Here is an 18,726-nt window from a genome sequence, read left to right on the forward strand (position 1 = left end):
AGCGCGCCGCCTTCCTTGTGTCGGCGAAACGCCCGCACTTCTACGCTGACGCAATTCCGGGACGGAAAACCGCTTCGCACTCTTCGTGGAACTGCCTTGGCGGCACGACGGCGTCAGTTCGTCGTGTCGTCGGTGCCGTCGTCCTCGACATCGTCCAGCCGCACGAAGTCATAACCCTTGGCCTTGAGCGCCAGCAGGCCCTTGACCAGCCCGCCGCCGGCCGCGTGGGTCGGCTGGTTGATGTGGGCGATGATGACGTCACCGTCCTTGGCGGAGGCGACACGCCTTTCTGTCTCGCGTGCGCCGAGCAGCGAGCCGCCGTCGCCATTGACCGAATAGCCGGCGATGCGGAAGCCCATCTGGCGGATCAGCGCGATCGAGGTCGGACTGTATTGCGCCGTGGCGCCGCGGAACCATTTCGGTGCAGGCCCGCCACGTTCGGTCAGCGCCAGCGCACCGGCCTCGACTTCGGCCTGCACCGCCTCGACGCTGCCGGCGCTCTTCAACCCATAGATCTTGTGCGGGGTGTCGACGGCGGGAATGTGCCGAGCGCCATGGTTTTCGAGTTCAAACAACTCGGGATGCGCCTTCATGATGGCAAAGGCCGCCGCATTGCGCTTCAGCCACATGCCGGTGACGAAGATCGTCGCGGGGATCTTGTTGTCGACGAGCGTGGAAAGAATGCGCGCATCGGTCGCTCCGCCGCAGGCATCAAGCGTCAGCGCCACCCGCGGTCGCGCTTCACCCGACGGCTTGAGATGCAGTCTCGGTTCCAGCAGGGCTGCGGCGGAAGCCTGAGATGCCAGAAGTGCGGCCAGAGCCGCACCAATCAAAAACCTGCCGGGCATGCGCATGCAAAATTCCAAACATCGTCGTCCGAGATGGCGCTCACTGGCGCTCGAATCTTGGCGCGATGATGACGGCAATGAAATACCTACGTGGAATGCCCACGTAGGGCTTCAAGGCCGATGTTCCATCAGCGCGTTTGACACGGCGACCCGCGCCCGGAAATTTGCTCCGGGCACAGCCTGGCAAGACCGAGGCGCTTACCCCTTCGCTTTCACCGCCGCTTGCGCAGCCGCAAGCCGGGCGATCGGCACGCGGAAAGGCGAGCACGAGACGTAGTCCAGCCCGACGCTTTCGCAGAAACGGATCGAGGCCGGATCACCGCCATGCTCGCCGCAGATGCCGAGCTTGATCTCGGGCCGCGTCGCCCTGCCCTTTTCGGCAGCGATCTTCACCAGTTCGCCGACGCCTTCGATGTCGAGCGACACGAACGGATCCTGCTCGATGATGCCCTTCTGCCGGTAGGTTTCGAGAAAGGACGCCGCGTCGTCGCGCGAAATGCCGAAGGTCGTCTGCGTCAGGTCGTTGGTGCCGAAAGAGAAGAACTCGGCCGCCTCGGCAATGACATGCGCCCGGATCGCCGCACGCGGCAGCTCGATCATCGTGCCGGTGAGGTAGTCGATCTTCGTGCCGCTCTCCTGCATGACGCTCTGGGCGACCTGGTCGATGCGCGCCTTGACGTAGTCGAGTTCCTTCATCAGGCCCACCAGCGGCACCATGATTTCGGGAACGACGGGGCTTCCGGTCTTCTTGCCGGCCTCGACGGCCGCCTCGAAGATAGCGCGCGCCTGCATCTCGGCGATCTCGGGATAAGAGACAGCCAGGCGGCAGCCACGATGGCCGAGCATCGGGTTGAATTCGTGCAGGGCCTCGGTGCGCTGGCGCAGCTTGTCGGCCGGCACGTTCATCGCCTCGGCCACTTCTGCGATTTCCTCCTCAGTCTTGGGCAGGAATTCGTGCAGCGGCGGATCGAGCAGGCGGATCGTCACCGGCAGGCCAGCCATGATCTCGAACAGCTCGAGGAAGTCCGAACGCTGCATCGGCAAAAGCTTGTCGAGCGCCTTGCGGCGGTCCTTCTCGGTGTCGGCGAGGATCATCTCGCGCATGGCGATGATGCGATCGCCATCGAAGAACATGTGCTCGGTGCGGCAAAGCCCGATGCCCTCGGCCCCGAAGGAGCGTGCCATGCGCGCATCGGCAGGCGTCTCGGCATTGGTGCGCACCTTCATGCGCCGCGCTGCATCGGCCCATTCCATGATGGCAGCGAAGTCGCCCGACAGCTCGGGCTGCAGCATCGGCACGGCACCCTTCAGCACCTGGCCGTTGGCGCCGTCGATGGTGATGATGTCGCCCTTGCGGAAGACCTTGCCCATCACCGTCAGCGTGCCCTGACGATAGTCGACACGCAGCGAGCCGGCACCGGAGACGCAGGGCTTTCCCATACCGCGGGCAACGACCGCCGCGTGGCTGGTCATGCCGCCGCGCGTCGTCAGGATGCCTTCCGAGGCATGCATGCCGTGGATGTCCTCGGGGCTGGTCTCGATGCGGACGAGGATGACCTTGCGGCCCGCCGACTTCATCTCCTCGGCTTCGTCGGACGAGAACACGATCTCGCCGGTGGCAGCACCGGGCGAGGCCGGCAGACCGACCGCGATCACCTCGCGCTGGGCCTTGGGGTCGATGGTCGGATGCAGCAGCTGGTCGAGGGATGCAGGATCGATCCGGCCGATCGCCTCTTCCTTTGATATCAGCCCCTCTGCCGCCATCTCGACGGCGATCTTGAGCGCGGCCTTGGCGGTGCGCTTGCCCGAGCGGGTCTGGAGCATCCACAGCTTGCCGCGCTCGATGGTGAATTCGAGGTCCTGCATGTCGCGGTAGTGCTTTTCGAGCCGCTGCGAAATCGCGACGAAATTGGCGAATGCCTCGGGCATCAGCTTCTGCAGCGACGGCTTGTCGGAGCCGGCGGCGATGCGTGCGGCCTCGGTAATGTTCTGCGGCGTGCGGATGCCGGCAACGACGTCCTCGCCCTGCGCATTCACCAGGAACTCGCCATAAAGCATCTTCTCGCCGGTCGAGGGGTTGCGGGTAAAGGCGACGCCAGTGGCCGAGGTGTCGCCCATATTGCCGAACACCATGGCCTGGACGTTGACGGCCGTGCCCCAGCTCTCGGGAATGTCGTGCAGGCGGCGATAGGTGATGGCTCGATGGTTCATCCAGCTCGAGAACACCGCACCGATGGCACCCCACAGTTGCTCATGCGGATCTTGCGGGAAGGACCGGCCGAGTTCTTCCTCGACCTTGGCCTTGTAGAGCGAGATCACGTTCTGCCATTCGGCGGCGGTGAAATCGGTATCGAGTTCGTGACCCAGCCGCCCCTTCTCGTCTTCCAGAATCTCCTCGAAGACCTCGTGATCGAGGCCCAGCACCACATCGGAATACATGGTGATGAAGCGGCGATAGCTGTCATAGGCGAAGCGCGCATCGCCAGCGTCGCGGGCAAGCGCCTCGACGGTGACGTCATTGAGGCCGAGATTGAGGACCGTGTCCATCATGCCCGGCATCGACGCGCGCGCGCCGGAACGGACGGAGACGAGCAGCAGCTTCTCCGGGTCGCCGAAGCTGCGGCCTGTCAGTGCGCCGATATGGTCGAGCGCTTCGCGGACATCCACTTCCAGCGTCTTTGGGTATGCGCGGCCGTTGGCATAATACCAGTTGCAGGCCTCGGTGGTGACGGTAAAGCCAGGCGGCACCGGCAGACCGAGACTGCACATCTCGGCGAGATTAGCCCCCTTGCCGCCGAGCAGATTGCGGTCGCCCGCGCGCCCTTCCGCAGCACCATCGCCAAACCTGTAGACCCACTTGGTCATGCCCTCTCCTCGCCGACTGAGTGTGGTAGCGGACAGTGGCCCCCATCCGCCTGTTGCCTGTGCGATAAGATGCTGCGCTGCGAAAGGCAAGGCAGAGTTCCCGAACGTCACGTCCTACAATCGATTAATCGGCTTGAGCTACCTGCCTATTGCCCACGGCATCCGGCCCATATAGAACATATCAGGAACAATTTCAGGAGACGACGATGAAGAAGACCGGCAAGCTCGACTATCTCGAAATGGCCGCCGGCGGCGGCACGCTCGACAGCGTCAAGTCTTTCTACAGCGCCGCTTTCGGCTGGACCTTCACCGACTATGGCCCCGGCTATTCGGCCTTCGACGAAGGCATCGAAGGCGGCTTCCAGTCGGATGCGCCGTCGGCCAAGCCGCTGCCAGTGCTCTATTCGGAAAAGCTCGAGGACACCCTGGCAGCCGTGCTGGATGCCGGCGGCAAGATCGTGCAGCCGATCTTCCCGTTCCCCGGCGGCCGGCGTTTCCACTTCATCGACCCGGCCGGCAACGAGCTCGCCGTGTGGGGTGAATAGGCCCATCCGCGGCTTTGGAAAAGCGGCAAAGGCGCGTTGTGCTTTTGCCGCGCACTGCATATAAGGCGGCGATCGATTGACTCGCCTGCGGCTCACCACTTGAATGCCTGCGGCTTGTTGGGGCGTCGCCAAGCGGTAAGGCATCGGTTTTTGGTACCGACATTCCCAGGTTCGAATCCTGGCGCCCCAGCCACCCTGTCCACAAACGACTGAAATCATTTGCAGATTTTCTGCGAATCCTTGTTCGCCTCAACTCAGCCCGCCACAATGCATGGATGGTACAGAGTTACGTTCTAAGAGCACAGCCTCAGGTGTGTCGCTCAACTACGGCACACTGATCGCTGACACTCCACGAATTCCCGGCGTCTTCATGTCGTCGACGGCCTGCGTCTCATCAAGCTTCCACAGAACGGAAGCCCCTCCCACAAGCTCGCCGGTGTGACCGACTTCTCGGCATCCGCGTTGTCGACGGGATTCAGAGGTTGCCGTTGTATTGGCTGCCAGGGATTGGCGTTGGCGCACTCGGCGATCATCAAGAACGGTCGGATGATGGTCGACAAGCTGGGCTCATCAGGTTGAGCGGAAGCCTGCGGGACATGACGAAAAAAGGCCAGCGGGAGGCCATGGTCCATCCATGCCCCCGCCAACTTGTGATCAGGCCTCGGCCATTTCGACTTCGGCGCGGCGGCCGATGCCGGTCATGAAGTCGACATAGTGCGGCATCGCCACGATCTGTCGGCCATAGTGGCGGCGGAGCGCTGCGACGAGGCTGCCGCGGCGGCCGAGTTGTTCGTCGGCGAGGCGAACCATCAGGGAACTCGGCCATGCCTGGGGACGGATCGCAGCAAGCCTGGCAAACAGGCTCTCGGCGTCCTCCTCCGGGCTGGCTGCTGCCATCAAGGTGAGCATCGCCGCCGTCGAGCGCGAAATCCCTTTGTGGCAATGGACCAGCACGTGTCCGCCTTCGGCGTCTGCCTTCAGATGCTCGGCAAACCGGATGACGTCGCCGACATGTTCGGGTTGCGGCATCAGCTTGTTCGGCTCGGGATCGATGATGTCATGGAAACGCAGCGTCGTGCGGCTGTGGGCCGGATAGGCGTCGAATGCGTCGACCCCGGGATGGTTCGGGTCAAGGATCGACAACACATGCGTCACCTTGCGGCCGCTCTGGTCGGGCAGTTCTTCAATTCCGCAAACGGTCAAGGCTGGGAAAGTCATTGTTGCCACAATTGTCCTTCGGCATCTGGTGTTGAAATGGGGCTGTCAGAACGGTGGCCGCCCGAACCGGTGGCAGGAGCACCCCGGCGGCCGCGTTCATTCATCGTAGCTGGCTGCTCGGCTGCGCCATGCCCGCCTTGATGGCGGAGCTTTCGACTGATGTTTCGAACAACGCATCGCGCAGCAGATGCCAGCTGTCTTCGTCGGGCGCGCACAGGATCCCGCCGCTATGCGTTGCCGCGTTGTAGGGCGAGGCATCGAAACGGGCGGCAAACCCACCAGCTTCACGATGGATCAGCCAGCCGGCGGCGTGGTCCCACGGCATGATCTTGCCCTGCAGCAGGAAATGATAATGCCCGGCCGCGATCATCCGATACTCGTGCGCGCCGCAGCGATAGCTGGGTGCCGCCCGCACCTTGGCAAGATTGGTCAGCAGCGTCGTCTTGACCGGCTCGACCAGCTGGTTCCAGGCAACGCAGCCGACCATGTCATGCAGCGGTGCAGCCTTGGCCACGTGAAGGTCGTTTTGCCTGCCATCGGGCATCTCGATCCAGGCGCCCTCCCCGCGCAAGGCGATGGCGACGTCGTCGCCGACAGGATCGAGGATGAACCCGGCGATTACCTCGCCCCGGCAGGCAACTCCGATGATGACGCCGAACAGCGGCAGTCCGGCCGAAAAATTCTTGGTGCCGTCAATCGGGTCGACGATGAAGGCGAACTCAGCTTCCGACAAACGGTCGAGCAGTGCGGGATTGGAAGCTGCGGCCTCCTCGCCGATGACGGTGGCATCAGGGAAACGCTCGCGCAGCTTTGCCGTGATGGCTCTCTCAGCTGCCTCGTCCGCGTCCGTTACGATGTCATGGATCGACGTCTTGAACCTGATCGCGCCTGGCGACAGATTGCGCCAGCTGGGCAGGATTTCGGTTCGCGCCACTTCGCGCATGATGTGCACGACGGCTTCGGCGTCGCCGCTGGAAAAGATCATAGGCATATTCCCGTTGTTGGGCGCCGGCCGCAACCTTGGCCGCGGCCCGAATGGGCTGCCGGCATGGCAGCTGCTTTGGTGGGCGTTCCTGCGGCTAACCGCCAGCCTGGCGCCGGTAGTCCCGAAGCGCGACAGACATGTTCCTGCGGCACAGGCGCTGGTCCTTGTCGAAGACCAGCATGTGCTCCGGACTGAAGGACACCCACACCTCCGTCTGTCCAAGATCCTGGGCAAACTTCGGGATCAAGGCTGTGATGGGACGTCCGTTGACCGTGAGCGAGACGATCGTCTGCGAGCCCATCGGCTGGACGATCTCGACGACCGCCGCGACTGAGCCCGGGACGGCCTTGGTGTGGATCTCGACATGTTCGGGCCTGATGGCGAATGTCACCGGACCTTCGACGTCGAACCCTTCACCGAGTGGAATGCTGAAGTCGGCCAGCATTGCCCTCGGCCCCTGCCCGTCGCCGCCGATGTGCCCAGGCAGAAGGTTGATCTTCGGATCGCCGATGAACTCGGCGACGAACAGATTGGCCGGTTCGTGGTAGAGTTCGTGCGGCGTGCCCTTCTGCGCAATGACGCCGTCCTTCATCACCACGATCACGTCAGACATGGTCAGCGCCTCGACCTGGTCGTGGGTAACGTAGATCGTCGTCGCATCGAGGTCGGCATGCAGCCGCTTCAGCTCCTTACGCATTTCTGTGCGCAGCTTGGCGTCGAGGTTCGAAAGCGGCTCGTCCATCAAAAGGATGGAACTGCGCGCCGCGATCAGCCTTGCGACCGCGACACGCTGCTGCTGGCCACCCGACAACTCGGAGGGGTAACGGTCCTCCAGGCCCTTCAGCTGCACCTTGGCAAGGGCATCCTCAAGCCGGCTGCGCACCTCGCTTGCCGGCATGCGCGCCTCCGTCAGCGCCAGCGTGATGTTGCGGGCCACCTTCATGTTCGGCCACAACGCGTAGCTTTGAAAGATGAACCCCAGTCCACGCTTTTCAGGCGGCACGAAAACGCCATCGGCGCTTGAGTAGACGCACCGCCCGCTGAGCGAGAGCGAGCCGGCCGAGGCCTGTTCGAGCCCGGCAATGATGCGCAACGTCGTCGTCTTGCCGCAACCCGAGGGACCCAGCAATGTCACGAAACTGCCTTTCGCGACGTCCAGGTCAAGGCCAGGGATGGCCAGGTGACCGCCGTAGGTCTTGGTAACAGACCTCAATTCAATCTCGTTCATCGAGGTTCCCCCAGGTTGTCAGGTTCATCTTAGTTGGCGCGCTGCAGCCAGAAGTCGTTCAGCTTGGCGACATTGTCGCGAACGAATTCAGGCGATGCCTGCCACTTGGTCACAACAGGCCACTTCTCGGCGTTCGGCGGCATCGGCACGTCGTTGCGCGGCGAGAACGTTCCGATGCGGAAGAAAGGCCCCATGCCCTGCAGCAGCTTGCCCGCGTCGCCCTCACGGAACGGCGCCTTCAGCTGTGTGTCCTTGTTGAGGTCCTTCGACCCCATCATGAAGGCGATAAACAGCTTGGCGGCGTTCGGATGCGGCGCCTGGCCGCCGACGCCGACGAAGTTCGGGTAAGTGACGATGCCCGACGGCATGAGATCGTAGGCCGGCACGTTGACGTAGCCATCGGTGTCGTTACGGGTCAGATAGGCCATCGGCGCGAGCGTGATCGGCGGCGTCTTCTGGCCGGCCTTGCCCGATGCCTCAGCGATCTTGCCGCTGTTCGACTGGATCACGACGTCGTTGGCGAGGATACGGTGCAGGAACTCGTATCCGGCATTCTCGACGCCCTCGGACAGCTCGATCTTCTTGCCGGCGTAGGCTTCATAGGCCTTGTCCAGATCATCGGAGTGCTCGACAAAGGCGGCCAGCGCTGTCGTCGTCGTTGCCGATCCGATCGGCGCCTTCATCATGAAGCGCCCTTTCCACTTGGGCTCCGTGAGTTCCCAGATGTTCTTGATCGGCGGCGCTGTGTTCACTTCGCCGTTGTAGGTGATCGCGAAGGCTTCAATGTTCTGCGTCAGCAGCGGCTCGCGATACTTCTCATCGATACGATCCTTCAGATAGGCGGGAACGTAGTTGACGATGTTCTGGTTGGGCAGCAGGTCGTAGACCATCTGCTGGGTGCCACCGGAATAGACCACGTCGACGGCGTAGATGCCGGCCTGATGCTCGCTCAGCACCTTCTCGATGGTCTTCTCCGAGCCGAGCGGGAACACCTGCACCTTGATCTCGGGATAGGCCTTGGCGAAATCCTCGCCGGCGGCCGTCATCGTCGTTGCCGAGGAGTAGACGGTCAGCGCCCCTTCCTTCTTCGCAGCTGCCGTGATCTCGTCCCAGTTCTCCTCGGTCTGGTGGGCGCCAAGCTTGGACGCCTTCAGCCAGGCCTCGAACTCCGGCGAGCTCTGCGCCCAGGCGCCGCTGGCTGCGGCCGGCGCCAGGCCAATCCCCAGCAAGAGTGTCAGATGTCTTGCTTTCAAACGCATGCCAAATCTCCCTATTTTGGCGTTGAAATATCTGATGTCGCGCGAGCTCAGATCACGTCGATCCTGGCTCTGCGTGCGATTGCACGGGCGATGAAGTTGATCGAAATGACGAGGACGACGAGCAAGGTGGAGGCGACGCCCACCAGCTGCTCGAGCCCGCCGATCTGGTAGTTGTAGATCGCGCCGGCAAGCACGTTGGTCGATGGCGTCACCAGAAGGATGATCAGCGACAGTTCGCGCATGACGCTGACGAAGGCCAGCAACATGCCGGAGAACAATCCGCCGGCAATGATCGGCACGACGATGCGGATCATCCGCTTGACCCAGCCTATGCCCTGGACCTGTGCTGCCTCTTCCAGCGACTTGTCGAGCTGGAGCAGTGTCGAGATGCTGGTCCGTGTGATGATGGGCAACATCTTCACCGTACAGATCAGCACCAGCAAGGCGAAGGTGCCGTAGAGTGCCGGTATCGGGCCGATCGGCCGGGCAAACAGGCCGATGTAGATCGCACCGAAGGCGAGTGCGGGGAAGATGTAGGGCATGAAGGCGATCGTCTCGAGCGCCCGCGAACCGAAGGATCCCCTGGTGCGAACCACGACATAGCTGATCAGCGCGCCGAAGAACCCTGCCCCAAGTGCCGCAAAGAACGAAAGCTTGAGGCTGTTCCAGGTCGAGGCGATGATGTCTGCGTTGTCGACCAGCGACGGCTGGTTGATCGCCATGCCTTCGGAGTTGCCGCCGATCCAGTAGTAGAGCGTGAGGTTGGTCAGGTCGTAGTTGCCGACCTGCTTGATCAGCGACTGCAGCACCAGCAATCCGAGCGGGAAGACGACCGCGGCCAGGAGCAGGAACCCGATCAAAAGCAGGGCCGGCCAGCGCCACCAGCCGAGCGGTGTGGTGCGGGTTCGGAAGCCCTTGCCCGTCAAAGTCACGAAGCTCTTGCGCACACCGACCAGCCGTTGGTTGATGTAGATGAACAGGCCGGCGAGCAGGACCAGGACGAGCGCCAGAAGGAAGCCGTCGCCGATGTTGCGCATACCGATGGCGGCATAGATCTGCGTCGGCAGGACATAGAAGCGCACCGGCATGCCAAGAACCGCCGGCGTGCCGAACGACCCCACGACGCGAATGAAGGTCATCACGACGGCCGAGCCGATGGCCGGCAACAGCAGCGGCATCGTGATCATGAGCAACTGCTTGCGTCGCGACAGGCCAGCCATGGCTCCCGCCTCCTCAAGCTGGCTGTCGACATTGGCGATCGAAGTCGAAACGGTGAGGTAGGCGTAGACATAATAGTGCAGCGAAAGGCAGATCACGATTGGCACGGCGCCATAGGCAAGCCAGTCCGGCGGCTGCATGCCAGTCAGATAGGCGAACACGCCGGGCGAGCCGCCGATGCGCTCGTTCTTGAAAAAGATCAGCCAGCCCAACGCCATCACCCAGGACGGCAGCATGTACGGGATCATCACGATGGTATGGAGCGTGCCGCGGAAAGGAATGTCGGTGCGAACCACCAGCCACGCCAGGGTTCCGCCCAGCGCCAGGCAGACAACCGTGGCCGCAAATGCCGTAATCAGCGAATTCAGGAACGGCTTGAAAAACAGCGCCATGGACAACTTGCTGTTGAACACGCGCTCATAATGGAAAAATGTGAAGTCTCCAACTTTCGCGCCCGGCAGGTAGACCCGATCATACTGCTGGACCGTAAAGGTCTCACGGATCAGCTCCGCCAGCGGAACGACGATGAGAGCGACAAGGGCAAGCGTCAGCGCGAATCCGAGCCATTTCTCGACCGAAATCCTGGAAAACCAGAAGCGTAACGCGGCAAAGGCCGACATTGCCCGGCCAGCATCGCCCCGCGCAATTGTTTGCTGGTCGAGCATGATCCCCCCAATAGATGTACAGCGGCGACCGCTTAGCTTCCCCTTGTCGCCTTGGTGAAGAACAATGTACGCGATTGCAAAACCTGTCAATCAGAGTCAGAAGTAAAATGGCATCAACATCGATATTTTCTGCAAATCGGTCAAATTAGGCCGAATTCCTGCCGAAATAGGACAATTATCGAAACAATTTTGCGCAAAAGTGCACCCGCCGAGTGTACGCGATTGCAAAATACAAAAAGATCAAATCACACGATAGGCAGAGTCAGCCCTGATCAGACGGGGTCTTTGCGGTGCTGCGCTCGACCAGTTCCACCGGAATTGAGCACAGCAGCGGCGCTCCACTGGCATCGTCGCGCTCGATCGCCTCGAGAATGGCCTCGGCGATGGCGTTCTGCTTACGGCGGATCGTTGTCAGCTGGTAGGCGTGCCAGTTCGCCTGGGGGATGTCGTCAAAACCGATCACGCTGACGTCTTCGGGGACACGCCTGGACAGGGTGCGCGCCGCGTCGAGCATGCCGATGGCAAGCAGATCCGTGACGCAGAACACGCCGTCGATGCCGCCATTCTGAAGCAGCTCGAACCCGGCACGCTTGCCGGCATCGTAGCTGGGCTCATCCATGGCCCAGGGGATCGTCTTGATCCCTGCTTTTTGCATATGGGCGATGAACTCCGTGCGGCGACGGAACTGGCTCGACGTCTTGCGGGCGCTGACGACGGCCACCTGGGTGCAGCCGGCAGCGATCAGCCGGTCAGCGGCCAGGCGGGCGCCATGGGCGTCGTCGCTGACGATGTTGTCCACGTCGTCATGATGACTGCGGTCGACCAGCACCATCCTGACGTTGTTGCTCTTGCACTCCTCGATGATCGACTCGGGCGGCGTCCCCGACAGGATCACGACGGCACGAACACGGAATTCCAGTATAAGTTCAATAAGTTGGGAAATGTCGCCCGAGATGGCCGAGGCATTCAGCAGCAGGCATTGCAGGCCGCGCCGAAGAAGGGCACCGCTGAGCTGGTCCAGCTGATGCGACATATGCGGGCTGCTCATGTTGGCAACGACGATGCCAACCAGGTTGGAATGGCCGCCACTGAGCGTTTGCGCCAGCCGGTTGACCCGATAGCCGAGCGCTTCCGCCGCACGGATGACGCGCTGGCGCGTCTCCGCCGAGACGCTGGCCCCGTAGGTAAAGGTGCGTGACACGGCCGCGCGCGAAACCCCTGCCAGATCAGCCACATCCTGTGCGGTGACAAAAGCCTGGGACTCTCTGCGGCCGCCAGCGCCTGACGGCTTCCTTTTCATTGGGGCATCCATGAACAGACAGTACAACACCCTTAGGGATTGAGAATGGCTGCTGTCAATCTGGAGTGGGCCGTTGATGCCCTACGAGGACAAGGCATCGCCCTCCCTCGACAATGACCACACCTCGACAACGCCTGAAATGCTCCGAACACCATAAAATGTACGCGCGTACATTGCACGCGCGTACAATCCGTGCAAACTGCAGGAGGGTACGTATGGGCCGACAGCTCGATACGCGCATTGCAGCACAGCACAACGATCAGGCAGGCACCGCATCCGGCCGGAGCGCTCCGCCCTGCACGAACGTGGGCACCGGCTGCCCAGCGCCAGGGAGGGGATACGCAAGGCATGGGACTGGTTCGCCTGAAATCGTACTTCATCGACACCGTCATGCCCCGGTGGCTTGAGGCGGCGTTCGATGAAGGTGCGCAACAGTTCATCGAAGGGCTGGACCTTGACGGCACGCCGGACAAGTCCGGCATCGTGCGGGCTCGCACCGCGGCCCGACAGATCTATGTTTTTGCCCATGCACATTCCCTCGGCGTCGCACCTGACGGTGCCCTTGCCAAGGCCGAGGCGGCGTTCGCAAGCCTGAGGAAGATCGCCTGGTCTAACGACAGCCCGCGCGGTTATGCATCGGCGATCGACATCGCCTCGGCGACCGTCACCGATTCGCGGCGCGACCTCTACGACCATGCCTGCGTCTTGCTTGCACTGGCTGCCCTTTCCACGGCGACAGCCAAGGCTTGCTACCGCCATGCGATTGCCGAGGTCGTCGAGGTGCTCGACACCACGCTCGATGGTCGCTTCACCGGCTATGCCGAAGACGAACGCGGCACCCTGCCTCGTCGCCAGAACCCGCATATGCATCTGTTCGAAGCGTTTCTGGCTTTGTGGGAAGCGTTTCCGGATTGCCGGCATGCGGCGCGCGCAGGCGAACTATACCTGTTGTTTCAGGGGCGGTTCTTCGACGAAAGGTACGGCCTGCTGCGGGAGTATTTCGGCCCAGAATGGGAGGTCTCGACCGAATTCGACTCCGACCGCCTGTCCCCCGGCCACATGAGCGAATGGGTATGGCTGCTTGGACGCTATGAAAAGCTGTCGGGTCGCGACCTTTCCCGGGAAAAGCGGCTGCTGTTTGCCAATGCCCTGCGCGGCAAGGCCACCGGCTGGCCCTTCGTCATGGACGAAATCGATCCCGGCGGCACATTGCTGAGCGACAAGCGCCGGCTCTGGCCGCAGGTGGAATTCCTCAAGGCCAATCTCGCGATGGGCGATGCCAACCACGAGTTCGCCGAGCAGGTCGCCGGCGCACTGTTCGAAAGCTATCTGGCCGACACCCCGCCGGGCACATGGAGGGACTGCTTCGACCTCAATGGCCGCCCTACAGCGCGAACGATCCCAGGGAGCTCCCTCTATCACCTCTGGACCGCCGTCGCCGAGTTGCTGAATCGACCGGGCGCCACGTCCCGTGTCGCTGCCTTTGCGACACCCTGACCCGCTTGCCTTGAAATCGAAGTACCAGACAACGGCCCAAACAGGACCGCCAAAGCGTCAGGCGATGATGGAGGCCAATCATCACCTGACGCGGCTAAGTCACCTCAGAGCCGATGACGCGGTCAAACGTGGCCGGCGACAGCCTTCGGGCCGTAGGACGCTTCCATCTCGACCACGTCTGCGTCCGTAAGCTCGATGTCCAGTGATGCGATCGCATCGTCGAACTGGCGCAGCTTGGAGATGCCGACCAGCGGCGCGGAAATGCCGGGACGCGAAGCCACCCATGCGTAGGCGATCTGTGCCATCGGCTTGCCGTGCCGCTCGGCGACCTTGCGCACGGCGTCGATCACGGCATTGTCCTGATCGCGCGTGCGATCGTAGAGCGCCTGCGCCGTGGCATCGGTCTTCGCGCGGACGGTGGCCGCTTCATCGCCGGTGCGACGGCCGGCCAGCAGGCCGCGCGCCAGCGGGCTCCACGGAATGACGCCGACGCCTTCCGAACGGCAGAGCGGCAGCATCTCGCGCTCTTCCTCGCGGTAAATCAAATTGTAGTGCGGCTGCATCGACACGAACGGGGCCCAGCCGTGCTGGCGCTGCAGGCCAATGGCCTTCATGAACTGCCAGGCGTGCATCGACGACGCACCGAGATAACGGACCTTGCCGGCGCGGACGACGTCGTCGAGCGCATCCAGCGTTTCCTCGAGCGGCGTCTCATAGTCGAAGCGATGCAGCTGATAGAGGTCGATATAGTCGGTGCCCAGTCGCTTCAGGCTGGCATCGACCGCCTCGAATACATGCTTGCGCGACAGGCCACGGTCGTTCGGATCCGCGCTCATCGGATTGTAGAGCTTGGTCGCAAGCACCAGCTTGTGTCGGGGCACCAGCGGCTTGAGCACCTTGGCAACGACCTCCTCGCAGGCGCCGGCCGAATACATGTCGGCCATGTCGAAGAAATTGATGCCGTGCTCGACCGCCTTCGAGATGATCGGCGCCGACGCCTCTTCGTCGAGCACCCAAGGCGCCCATTTGGACGAACCGAACGACATGCAGCCCAGTGCGATCCGCGAGATTTTCAAGCCGGAACGGCCGAGATTGACATATTGCATTAGTACACCTTTCCAGCCGATCGCCCGGGTCTGATTTTTACGATTATTGCCATCTGAGATCTCTTTATGGCTACGAAATATCTGAGATCAATAGGTTTTCGGCAGATTCAAAAAAATCAGCGCATTCGCAAATTAGCATCTTGCGCAGCACGATCTCGGTGTTATCGTTCAGTGTATCAATTGGATAGTACACGTGTTCAGCATCGACGCGTCCAGTATCGACAAGTCCCTGCCCGTCCCCGTCGGGACGCAGCTTCATGGCCTGCTGAACTATGCACTGTCGTTCGGAGACCTGCCCCACGGCACTAAGCTGCAGTCGGTCCGCCAGTTGGCTTCCGATCTCGGCATCGCGCCGATGACGGTCGCGGCGGTCTACCAGCGCCTGCGCGATGCGGGCCTCATCGAGATGCGCCAGGGGCTCGGCGCCTTCGTTGCGCACAAGACCTACAACATCGTGGCCGACACGGCGCCGGCATCGGCCCTGCGCATCGACATCGAGGTGTTGCTTGGCAAAGCCGAGCGGCTCGGCGTGCCGACAGCGACGCTGGTGTCGATGCTCAACGCCCAGTCGCAACTGCGCAGGCCCAAGGCCGGCCTCAATGTCGTCTTCGTGGCGATGTTCGAGGGCCCCGGCTATGACTACATCGAGCAGATCCGGCCGGTGTTTGCTTCCGGCGATACGATTTCGCTTCTGACCATGGACGGGCTGCGCGCCGACGAAGCGTCGCGACAAGCCTGCCTCGACGCCGACCTGGTGCTGACCTTCCTCAACCGTGAGCTTGAGCTGCGCGAGATCGTGCCTGAGGCCAACATCCTGGCACTGCGCTTCATCCCGTCGGGCCAGACGCGGCAGGCGCTGGCGCTGCTCGACCCGCGCTCTCGCGTCGCAGCGATCGCCCAGCTGCAGGACTACATTGCCGTCATGCGGCCGAGCGTGCGCGAATACGCCCCGCACGTCTCCGAGATCAAGGTGACCTGGTCTGCCGCCCCCGATGTCCGCGAGATCATCGCCGGCTCGGATGCAGTCATCTACGCAACCGGTGCCGACCATGTCGCCGAACTCGTGCGGCCCGGCATCCCGTGTTTCGAATATCGTCATGCGCCCGATCCCGCGTCGGTCGAGAACCTGCTCGTTCCGTATCTGAGCGAGCTGAGACAGGCAAAAGTTGCCGGCAACGACGGCTCGGCCGAGCCCTCCGGCAAGTGAGCAAAATCCAAACGCAAAACAACAAGGTTGGGGAATGAGAACTTTTCTGTCGACTGTCAGCGCCATAGGCCTGACGATAGCTGCACTTTCAATCGGTGCCGGCTCGGCCTTCGCTGCCGGCACACTGGTGGTGGGAACCGACGTTGACGCCGGCACGCTCGATCCGCGACTGGCTCGCGACTCGACAGCCTATCGCGCTGCCGATCTCGTCTATGCCGGCCTGGTCCACATCACGCCCAAGCTGGAGCCGGTTCCCGACCTGGCTGAAAGCTGGGAGACGCCCGATCCGCAGACCTTCATCTTCAAGCTGCGCCCTGATCTCAAGTTCTCCGACGGCTCGCCGCTGACCGCCGACGATGTGGTGTTCACCTACACGACCTTGCTGAAGCCCGACTTCAGCTCGCCGATCCGCGCACTATTCACCCCGGTCAAGGCGGTTACCGCTGTCGACGCCCAGACGGTCAAGTTCGAGCTGTCGGCCCCCTATGCGCCGCTGCTGACCTATCTCGACGTCGGCATCGTCTCGAAGAAAGCTGCCGAAAGCGGCCAGGACATCTCGACCAAGCCCGTTGGCGCCGGTCCGATGAAGCTGACAAGCTGGAACCGCGGCAGTGAGATCGTGCTCGAGGCCAATGCCAACTACTGGCGTGGCGCGCCGACGGTCGACAAGGTGACGCTGAAGATCATCGGCGACAACTCGGCCCGCGCACAGGCTTTCGAGGCCGGCGATCTCGATGTGATCCAGTCGCCGCTGTCGCCACAGGACATCACCCGCCTGGCCGGTGACGACCGCTTCGGCAACATCAAGATGGCAGGACTGGGCGTCACCTACCTCAACTTCAACACCAAGGACCCGCTGCTGGCCGAGCCGAAGATGAGGCAGGCACTGTCAATGCTGGTCGACCAGCAGACGATCGTCAACGACATCTACCAAGGCGTCGACCAGGTTGCCTCGTCGCTGATCCTGCCGGCGTCATGGGCCTACTCGGCCGAGATCAAGCAACCGACCTTCAATGTCGAAGGCGCGGTCAAGCTGCTCAACGAACTCGGCTGGAAAGACAGCAATGGCGACGGCATCCTGGACAAGGACGGCAAGCCGTTGACGGTGACCCTGGCCACGCACAGTGAAGACCCCAATCGCGTCCAGACGCTCGAGTTCATGCAGGCGGTGTTCCAGCAGGCCGGCGTCGAAGCCAAGGCGCAGATCTCCGACTGGCCCAGCTTCTCGACCAACTACGTACAGCAGGGCAAGCACCAGATCGCCCTGCTCGGCTGGCTGAACATCGTCGATCCTGATCGGCTGATGTATGCCCAGTTCACCACTGGCGGGCCGACCAACTGGGGCGGCTATTCCAACCCCGAGGTGGACACGCTCCTGAACGCCGGGCGTTCGACGCTGGACCAGGCCAAGCGCATCGAAGCCTACCAGAAGGCGGCGACGATCCTGGCCAAGGACCTGCCCTACTTCGTGGTCTCCGATCAGGGCTACCAGATGTTCTACCAGAAGAAGATGCCGACCGAGGTACAGGCAACGCCGCGTGGCTATCTGCGCGGACTGATCGGCCTTGCCGACTGAGCCCGATCGCCGGCCAGCGCGTCTGCGCTGGCCGGCGATCGACCGCAGCGAAGGGCAACGCCGCGAATCCGTGCTGCAAATGGCGGCGACGGACTTTTGCCCGGACTGACTGCCAGTCCGATCAAGCGGGCTTGCCGGTCTCTGGCTGGCCACAACCGGACAGCCACGACCATTGACGTCTGACCGGAACAACGCCTTTCCGGCGCCGGACAAAAGGACCGACACCATGATTGCCTACATCATACGCCGGCTGCTGCTGTTGATACCGCTTGCCATCGGCATGGTGGTGGTGACCTTCGCCCTGTTGCTCATCATCCCCGGCGATCCTGCCTCGGTTCTGCTTGGACAGGAAGCAACGCCGGAAGCCATTGCCACGCTGCGCGCCAATCTCGGCCTCGACGACCCGTGGTACATTAGGCTGTGGTACTATTTCGCGGCGCTTGCGCATGGCGACATGGGCCAGTCCATCTTCCAGAACGAGGCCGTGTCCACGATCATCGCCGGCCGGCTGGCGGCGACGATCGAGCTGGCTGTGGTCTCCCTGCTGCTGGCGACAATCATCGGGCTGGTGCTCGGTGTCATCTCCGCGATCTGGCAGGGTTCGATCATCGACACGGCGACGATGCTGCTCGCCCAGCTCGGCGTTTCGATGCCGGTCTACTGGCTCGGCCTGCTGCTGATGCTGCTGTTTGCCGTCAATCTCGGCTGGCTGCCGGCCATCGGCCGTGGCGAACCGTTGCTCGACGCTCTCGCTGCCGCCTTCTCGGGCAGGCCGGAGGTGCTCGTCAAATCGCTGTCGCACATTGCGCTGCCGGCATTTGCGCTTGCGGTCAATTCCGCAGCGATCATTTCGCGGCTCGTCAGGACATCGATGCTCGAAATCCTGCGCGAGGACTTCATCCGCACCGCCTATGCCAAGGGGCTTCGGCGGCCGCGCGTCATCGTCCGGCACGCCCTGCGCAACGCCCTGTTGCCGGTCCTCAGCGTCATCGGGCTGCGCTTCGGCGCCCTGCTCGGCGGCGCCGTGCTGACGGAAACGATCTTTGCCTGGCCGGGACTCGGCCAGCTGACCATTTCGGCGATCTCGCAACGCGATCTCCCGCTCATCCAGGGCATCGTGCTGACCTTCGCCATCATCTTCGCGCTGGTCAATCTGGTCGTCGACCTCCTTTACGCCGCGGTCGATCCGCGCATTCGCCTGGGTTGATC

At 62.5% G+C, this 18,726-nt stretch carries 14 protein-coding genes and 1 tRNA gene; 6 read left to right on the forward strand and 9 right to left on the reverse strand.

Annotation, left to right across the window (positions count from 1 at the left end):
• Positions 1-113: 113 nt before the first annotated feature.
• Together NDO48_RS11740 and ppdK are read right to left on the reverse strand one after the other, a co-directional pair.
• Positions 114-854 (reverse strand): polysaccharide deacetylase family protein, encoded by a 741-nt coding sequence (locus NDO48_RS11740; RefSeq protein WP_018426901.1) that lies wholly within the window; start codon positions 852-854, stop codon positions 114-116.
• Positions 855-1,046: 192 nt separating this feature from the next.
• Positions 1,047-3,713, reverse strand: coding sequence for a pyruvate, phosphate dikinase (ppdK, locus tag NDO48_RS11745; protein ID WP_018426900.1), 2,667 nt, complete (start codon positions 3,711-3,713; stop codon positions 1,047-1,049).
• Between the two features lie 206 nt (positions 3,714-3,919).
• Here ppdK and NDO48_RS11750 point away from each other — a divergent pair, with 206 nt between their 5' ends.
• Together NDO48_RS11750 and NDO48_RS11755 are read left to right on the forward strand one after the other, a co-directional pair.
• On the forward strand, positions 3,920-4,258 hold the full coding sequence (locus NDO48_RS11750) for a VOC family protein (protein ID WP_018426899.1): 339 nt from the start codon (positions 3,920-3,922) through the stop codon (positions 4,256-4,258).
• A gap of 118 nt (positions 4,259-4,376) precedes the next feature.
• Positions 4,377-4,451 (forward strand) — tRNA-Gln (locus tag NDO48_RS11755).
• A 461-nt stretch (positions 4,452-4,912) separates the two neighbouring features.
• Here NDO48_RS11755 and NDO48_RS11760 read toward each other — a convergent pair.
• The 6 genes from NDO48_RS11760 to NDO48_RS11785 all read right to left on the reverse strand — a co-directional run bounded on the left by NDO48_RS11760 (position 4,913) and on the right by NDO48_RS11785 (position 12,131).
• On the reverse strand, positions 4,913-5,476 hold the full coding sequence (locus NDO48_RS11760) for a tyrosine phosphatase family protein (protein ID WP_018426897.1): 564 nt from the start codon (positions 5,474-5,476) through the stop codon (positions 4,913-4,915).
• Positions 5,477-5,576: 100 nt separating this feature from the next.
• Positions 5,577-6,461, reverse strand: a complete 885-nt coding sequence (locus NDO48_RS11765; protein WP_018426896.1) for an inositol monophosphatase family protein — start codon at positions 6,459-6,461, stop codon at positions 5,577-5,579.
• A gap of 94 nt (positions 6,462-6,555) precedes the next feature.
• Positions 6,556-7,689: an ABC transporter ATP-binding protein gene (locus NDO48_RS11770; RefSeq protein ID WP_018426895.1), complete on the reverse strand. Its 1,134-nt coding sequence runs from the start codon at positions 7,687-7,689 to the stop codon at positions 6,556-6,558.
• Between the two features lie 29 nt (positions 7,690-7,718).
• Entirely contained in the window at positions 7,719-8,948 is a 1,230-nt protein-coding gene (locus tag NDO48_RS11775; RefSeq protein ID WP_018426894.1) for an ABC transporter substrate-binding protein, read from the reverse strand.
• A 47-nt stretch (positions 8,949-8,995) separates the two neighbouring features.
• Positions 8,996-10,831 (reverse strand): ABC transporter permease, encoded by a 1,836-nt coding sequence (locus tag NDO48_RS11780; protein WP_267321494.1) that lies wholly within the window; start codon positions 10,829-10,831, stop codon positions 8,996-8,998.
• 262 nt (positions 10,832-11,093) lie between these two features.
• A complete protein-coding gene (locus NDO48_RS11785; RefSeq protein ID WP_051091948.1) occupies positions 11,094-12,131 on the reverse strand; it encodes a LacI family DNA-binding transcriptional regulator in 1,038 nt (345 codons plus the stop codon).
• Between the two features lie 348 nt (positions 12,132-12,479).
• Between NDO48_RS11785 and NDO48_RS11790 the strand changes: the two genes are divergently transcribed.
• A complete protein-coding gene (locus NDO48_RS11790; protein WP_267321495.1) occupies positions 12,480-13,628 on the forward strand; it encodes an AGE family epimerase/isomerase in 1,149 nt (382 codons plus the stop codon).
• 122 nt (positions 13,629-13,750) lie between these two features.
• Here NDO48_RS11790 and NDO48_RS11795 read toward each other — a convergent pair whose 3' ends face one another.
• Positions 13,751-14,734 carry an aldo/keto reductase gene (locus NDO48_RS11795; RefSeq protein ID WP_267321496.1) on the reverse strand — a complete coding sequence of 328 codons (984 nt, stop codon included), beginning with the start codon at positions 14,732-14,734 and terminating at the stop codon, positions 13,751-13,753.
• A gap of 193 nt (positions 14,735-14,927) precedes the next feature.
• Between NDO48_RS11795 and NDO48_RS11800 the strand changes: the two genes are divergently transcribed.
• The 3 genes from NDO48_RS11800 to NDO48_RS11810 all read left to right on the forward strand — a co-directional run bounded on the left by NDO48_RS11800 (position 14,928) and on the right by NDO48_RS11810 (position 18,724).
• Positions 14,928-15,941, forward strand: a complete 1,014-nt coding sequence (locus tag NDO48_RS11800; RefSeq protein ID WP_267321497.1) for a GntR family transcriptional regulator — start codon at positions 14,928-14,930, stop codon at positions 15,939-15,941.
• 34 nt (positions 15,942-15,975) lie between these two features.
• Complete coding sequence (locus NDO48_RS11805) at positions 15,976-17,517, forward strand: ABC transporter substrate-binding protein (protein ID WP_018426888.1); 1,542 nt, start codon at positions 15,976-15,978, stop codon at positions 17,515-17,517.
• Positions 17,518-17,743: 226 nt separating this feature from the next.
• The gene (locus NDO48_RS11810; RefSeq protein WP_267321498.1) at positions 17,744-18,724 is read left to right on the forward strand and encodes an ABC transporter permease; all 981 of its coding nucleotides are present in this window, start codon (positions 17,744-17,746) and stop codon (positions 18,722-18,724) included.
• The last annotated feature ends 2 nt before the right edge of the window (positions 18,725-18,726 follow it).

The sequence above is a fragment of the Aminobacter sp. MET-1 genome (assembly GCF_026521175.1).
GTDB lineage: Bacteria > Pseudomonadota > Alphaproteobacteria > Rhizobiales > Rhizobiaceae > Aminobacter.

Coding starts and splice junctions, on each gene's coding strand:
- NDO48_RS11740 (WP_018426901.1), bottom strand. CDS start 854: ATGCGCATGCCCGGCAGGTTTTTGATTGGTGCGGCTCTGGCCGCACTT.
- ppdK (WP_018426900.1), bottom strand. CDS start 3,713: ATGACCAAGTGGGTCTACAGGTTTGGCGATGGTGCTGCGGAAGGGCGC.
- NDO48_RS11750 (WP_018426899.1), top strand. CDS start 3,920: ATGAAGAAGACCGGCAAGCTCGACTATCTCGAAATGGCCGCCGGCGGC.
- NDO48_RS11760 (WP_018426897.1), bottom strand. CDS start 5,476: ATGACTTTCCCAGCCTTGACCGTTTGCGGAATTGAAGAACTGCCCGAC.
- NDO48_RS11765 (WP_018426896.1), bottom strand. CDS start 6,461: ATGATCTTTTCCAGCGGCGACGCCGAAGCCGTCGTGCACATCATGCGC.
- NDO48_RS11770 (WP_018426895.1), bottom strand. CDS start 7,689: ATGAACGAGATTGAATTGAGGTCTGTTACCAAGACCTACGGCGGTCAC.
- NDO48_RS11775 (WP_018426894.1), bottom strand. CDS start 8,948: ATGCGTTTGAAAGCAAGACATCTGACACTCTTGCTGGGGATTGGCCTG.
- NDO48_RS11780 (WP_267321494.1), bottom strand. CDS start 10,831: ATGCTCGACCAGCAAACAATTGCGCGGGGCGATGCTGGCCGGGCAATG.
- NDO48_RS11785 (WP_051091948.1), bottom strand. CDS start 12,131: ATGAAAAGGAAGCCGTCAGGCGCTGGCGGCCGCAGAGAGTCCCAGGCT.
- NDO48_RS11790 (WP_267321495.1), top strand. CDS start 12,480: ATGGGACTGGTTCGCCTGAAATCGTACTTCATCGACACCGTCATGCCC.
- NDO48_RS11795 (WP_267321496.1), bottom strand. CDS start 14,734: ATGCAATATGTCAATCTCGGCCGTTCCGGCTTGAAAATCTCGCGGATC.
- NDO48_RS11805 (WP_018426888.1), top strand. CDS start 15,976: ATGAGAACTTTTCTGTCGACTGTCAGCGCCATAGGCCTGACGATAGCT.
- NDO48_RS11810 (WP_267321498.1), top strand. CDS start 17,744: ATGATTGCCTACATCATACGCCGGCTGCTGCTGTTGATACCGCTTGCC.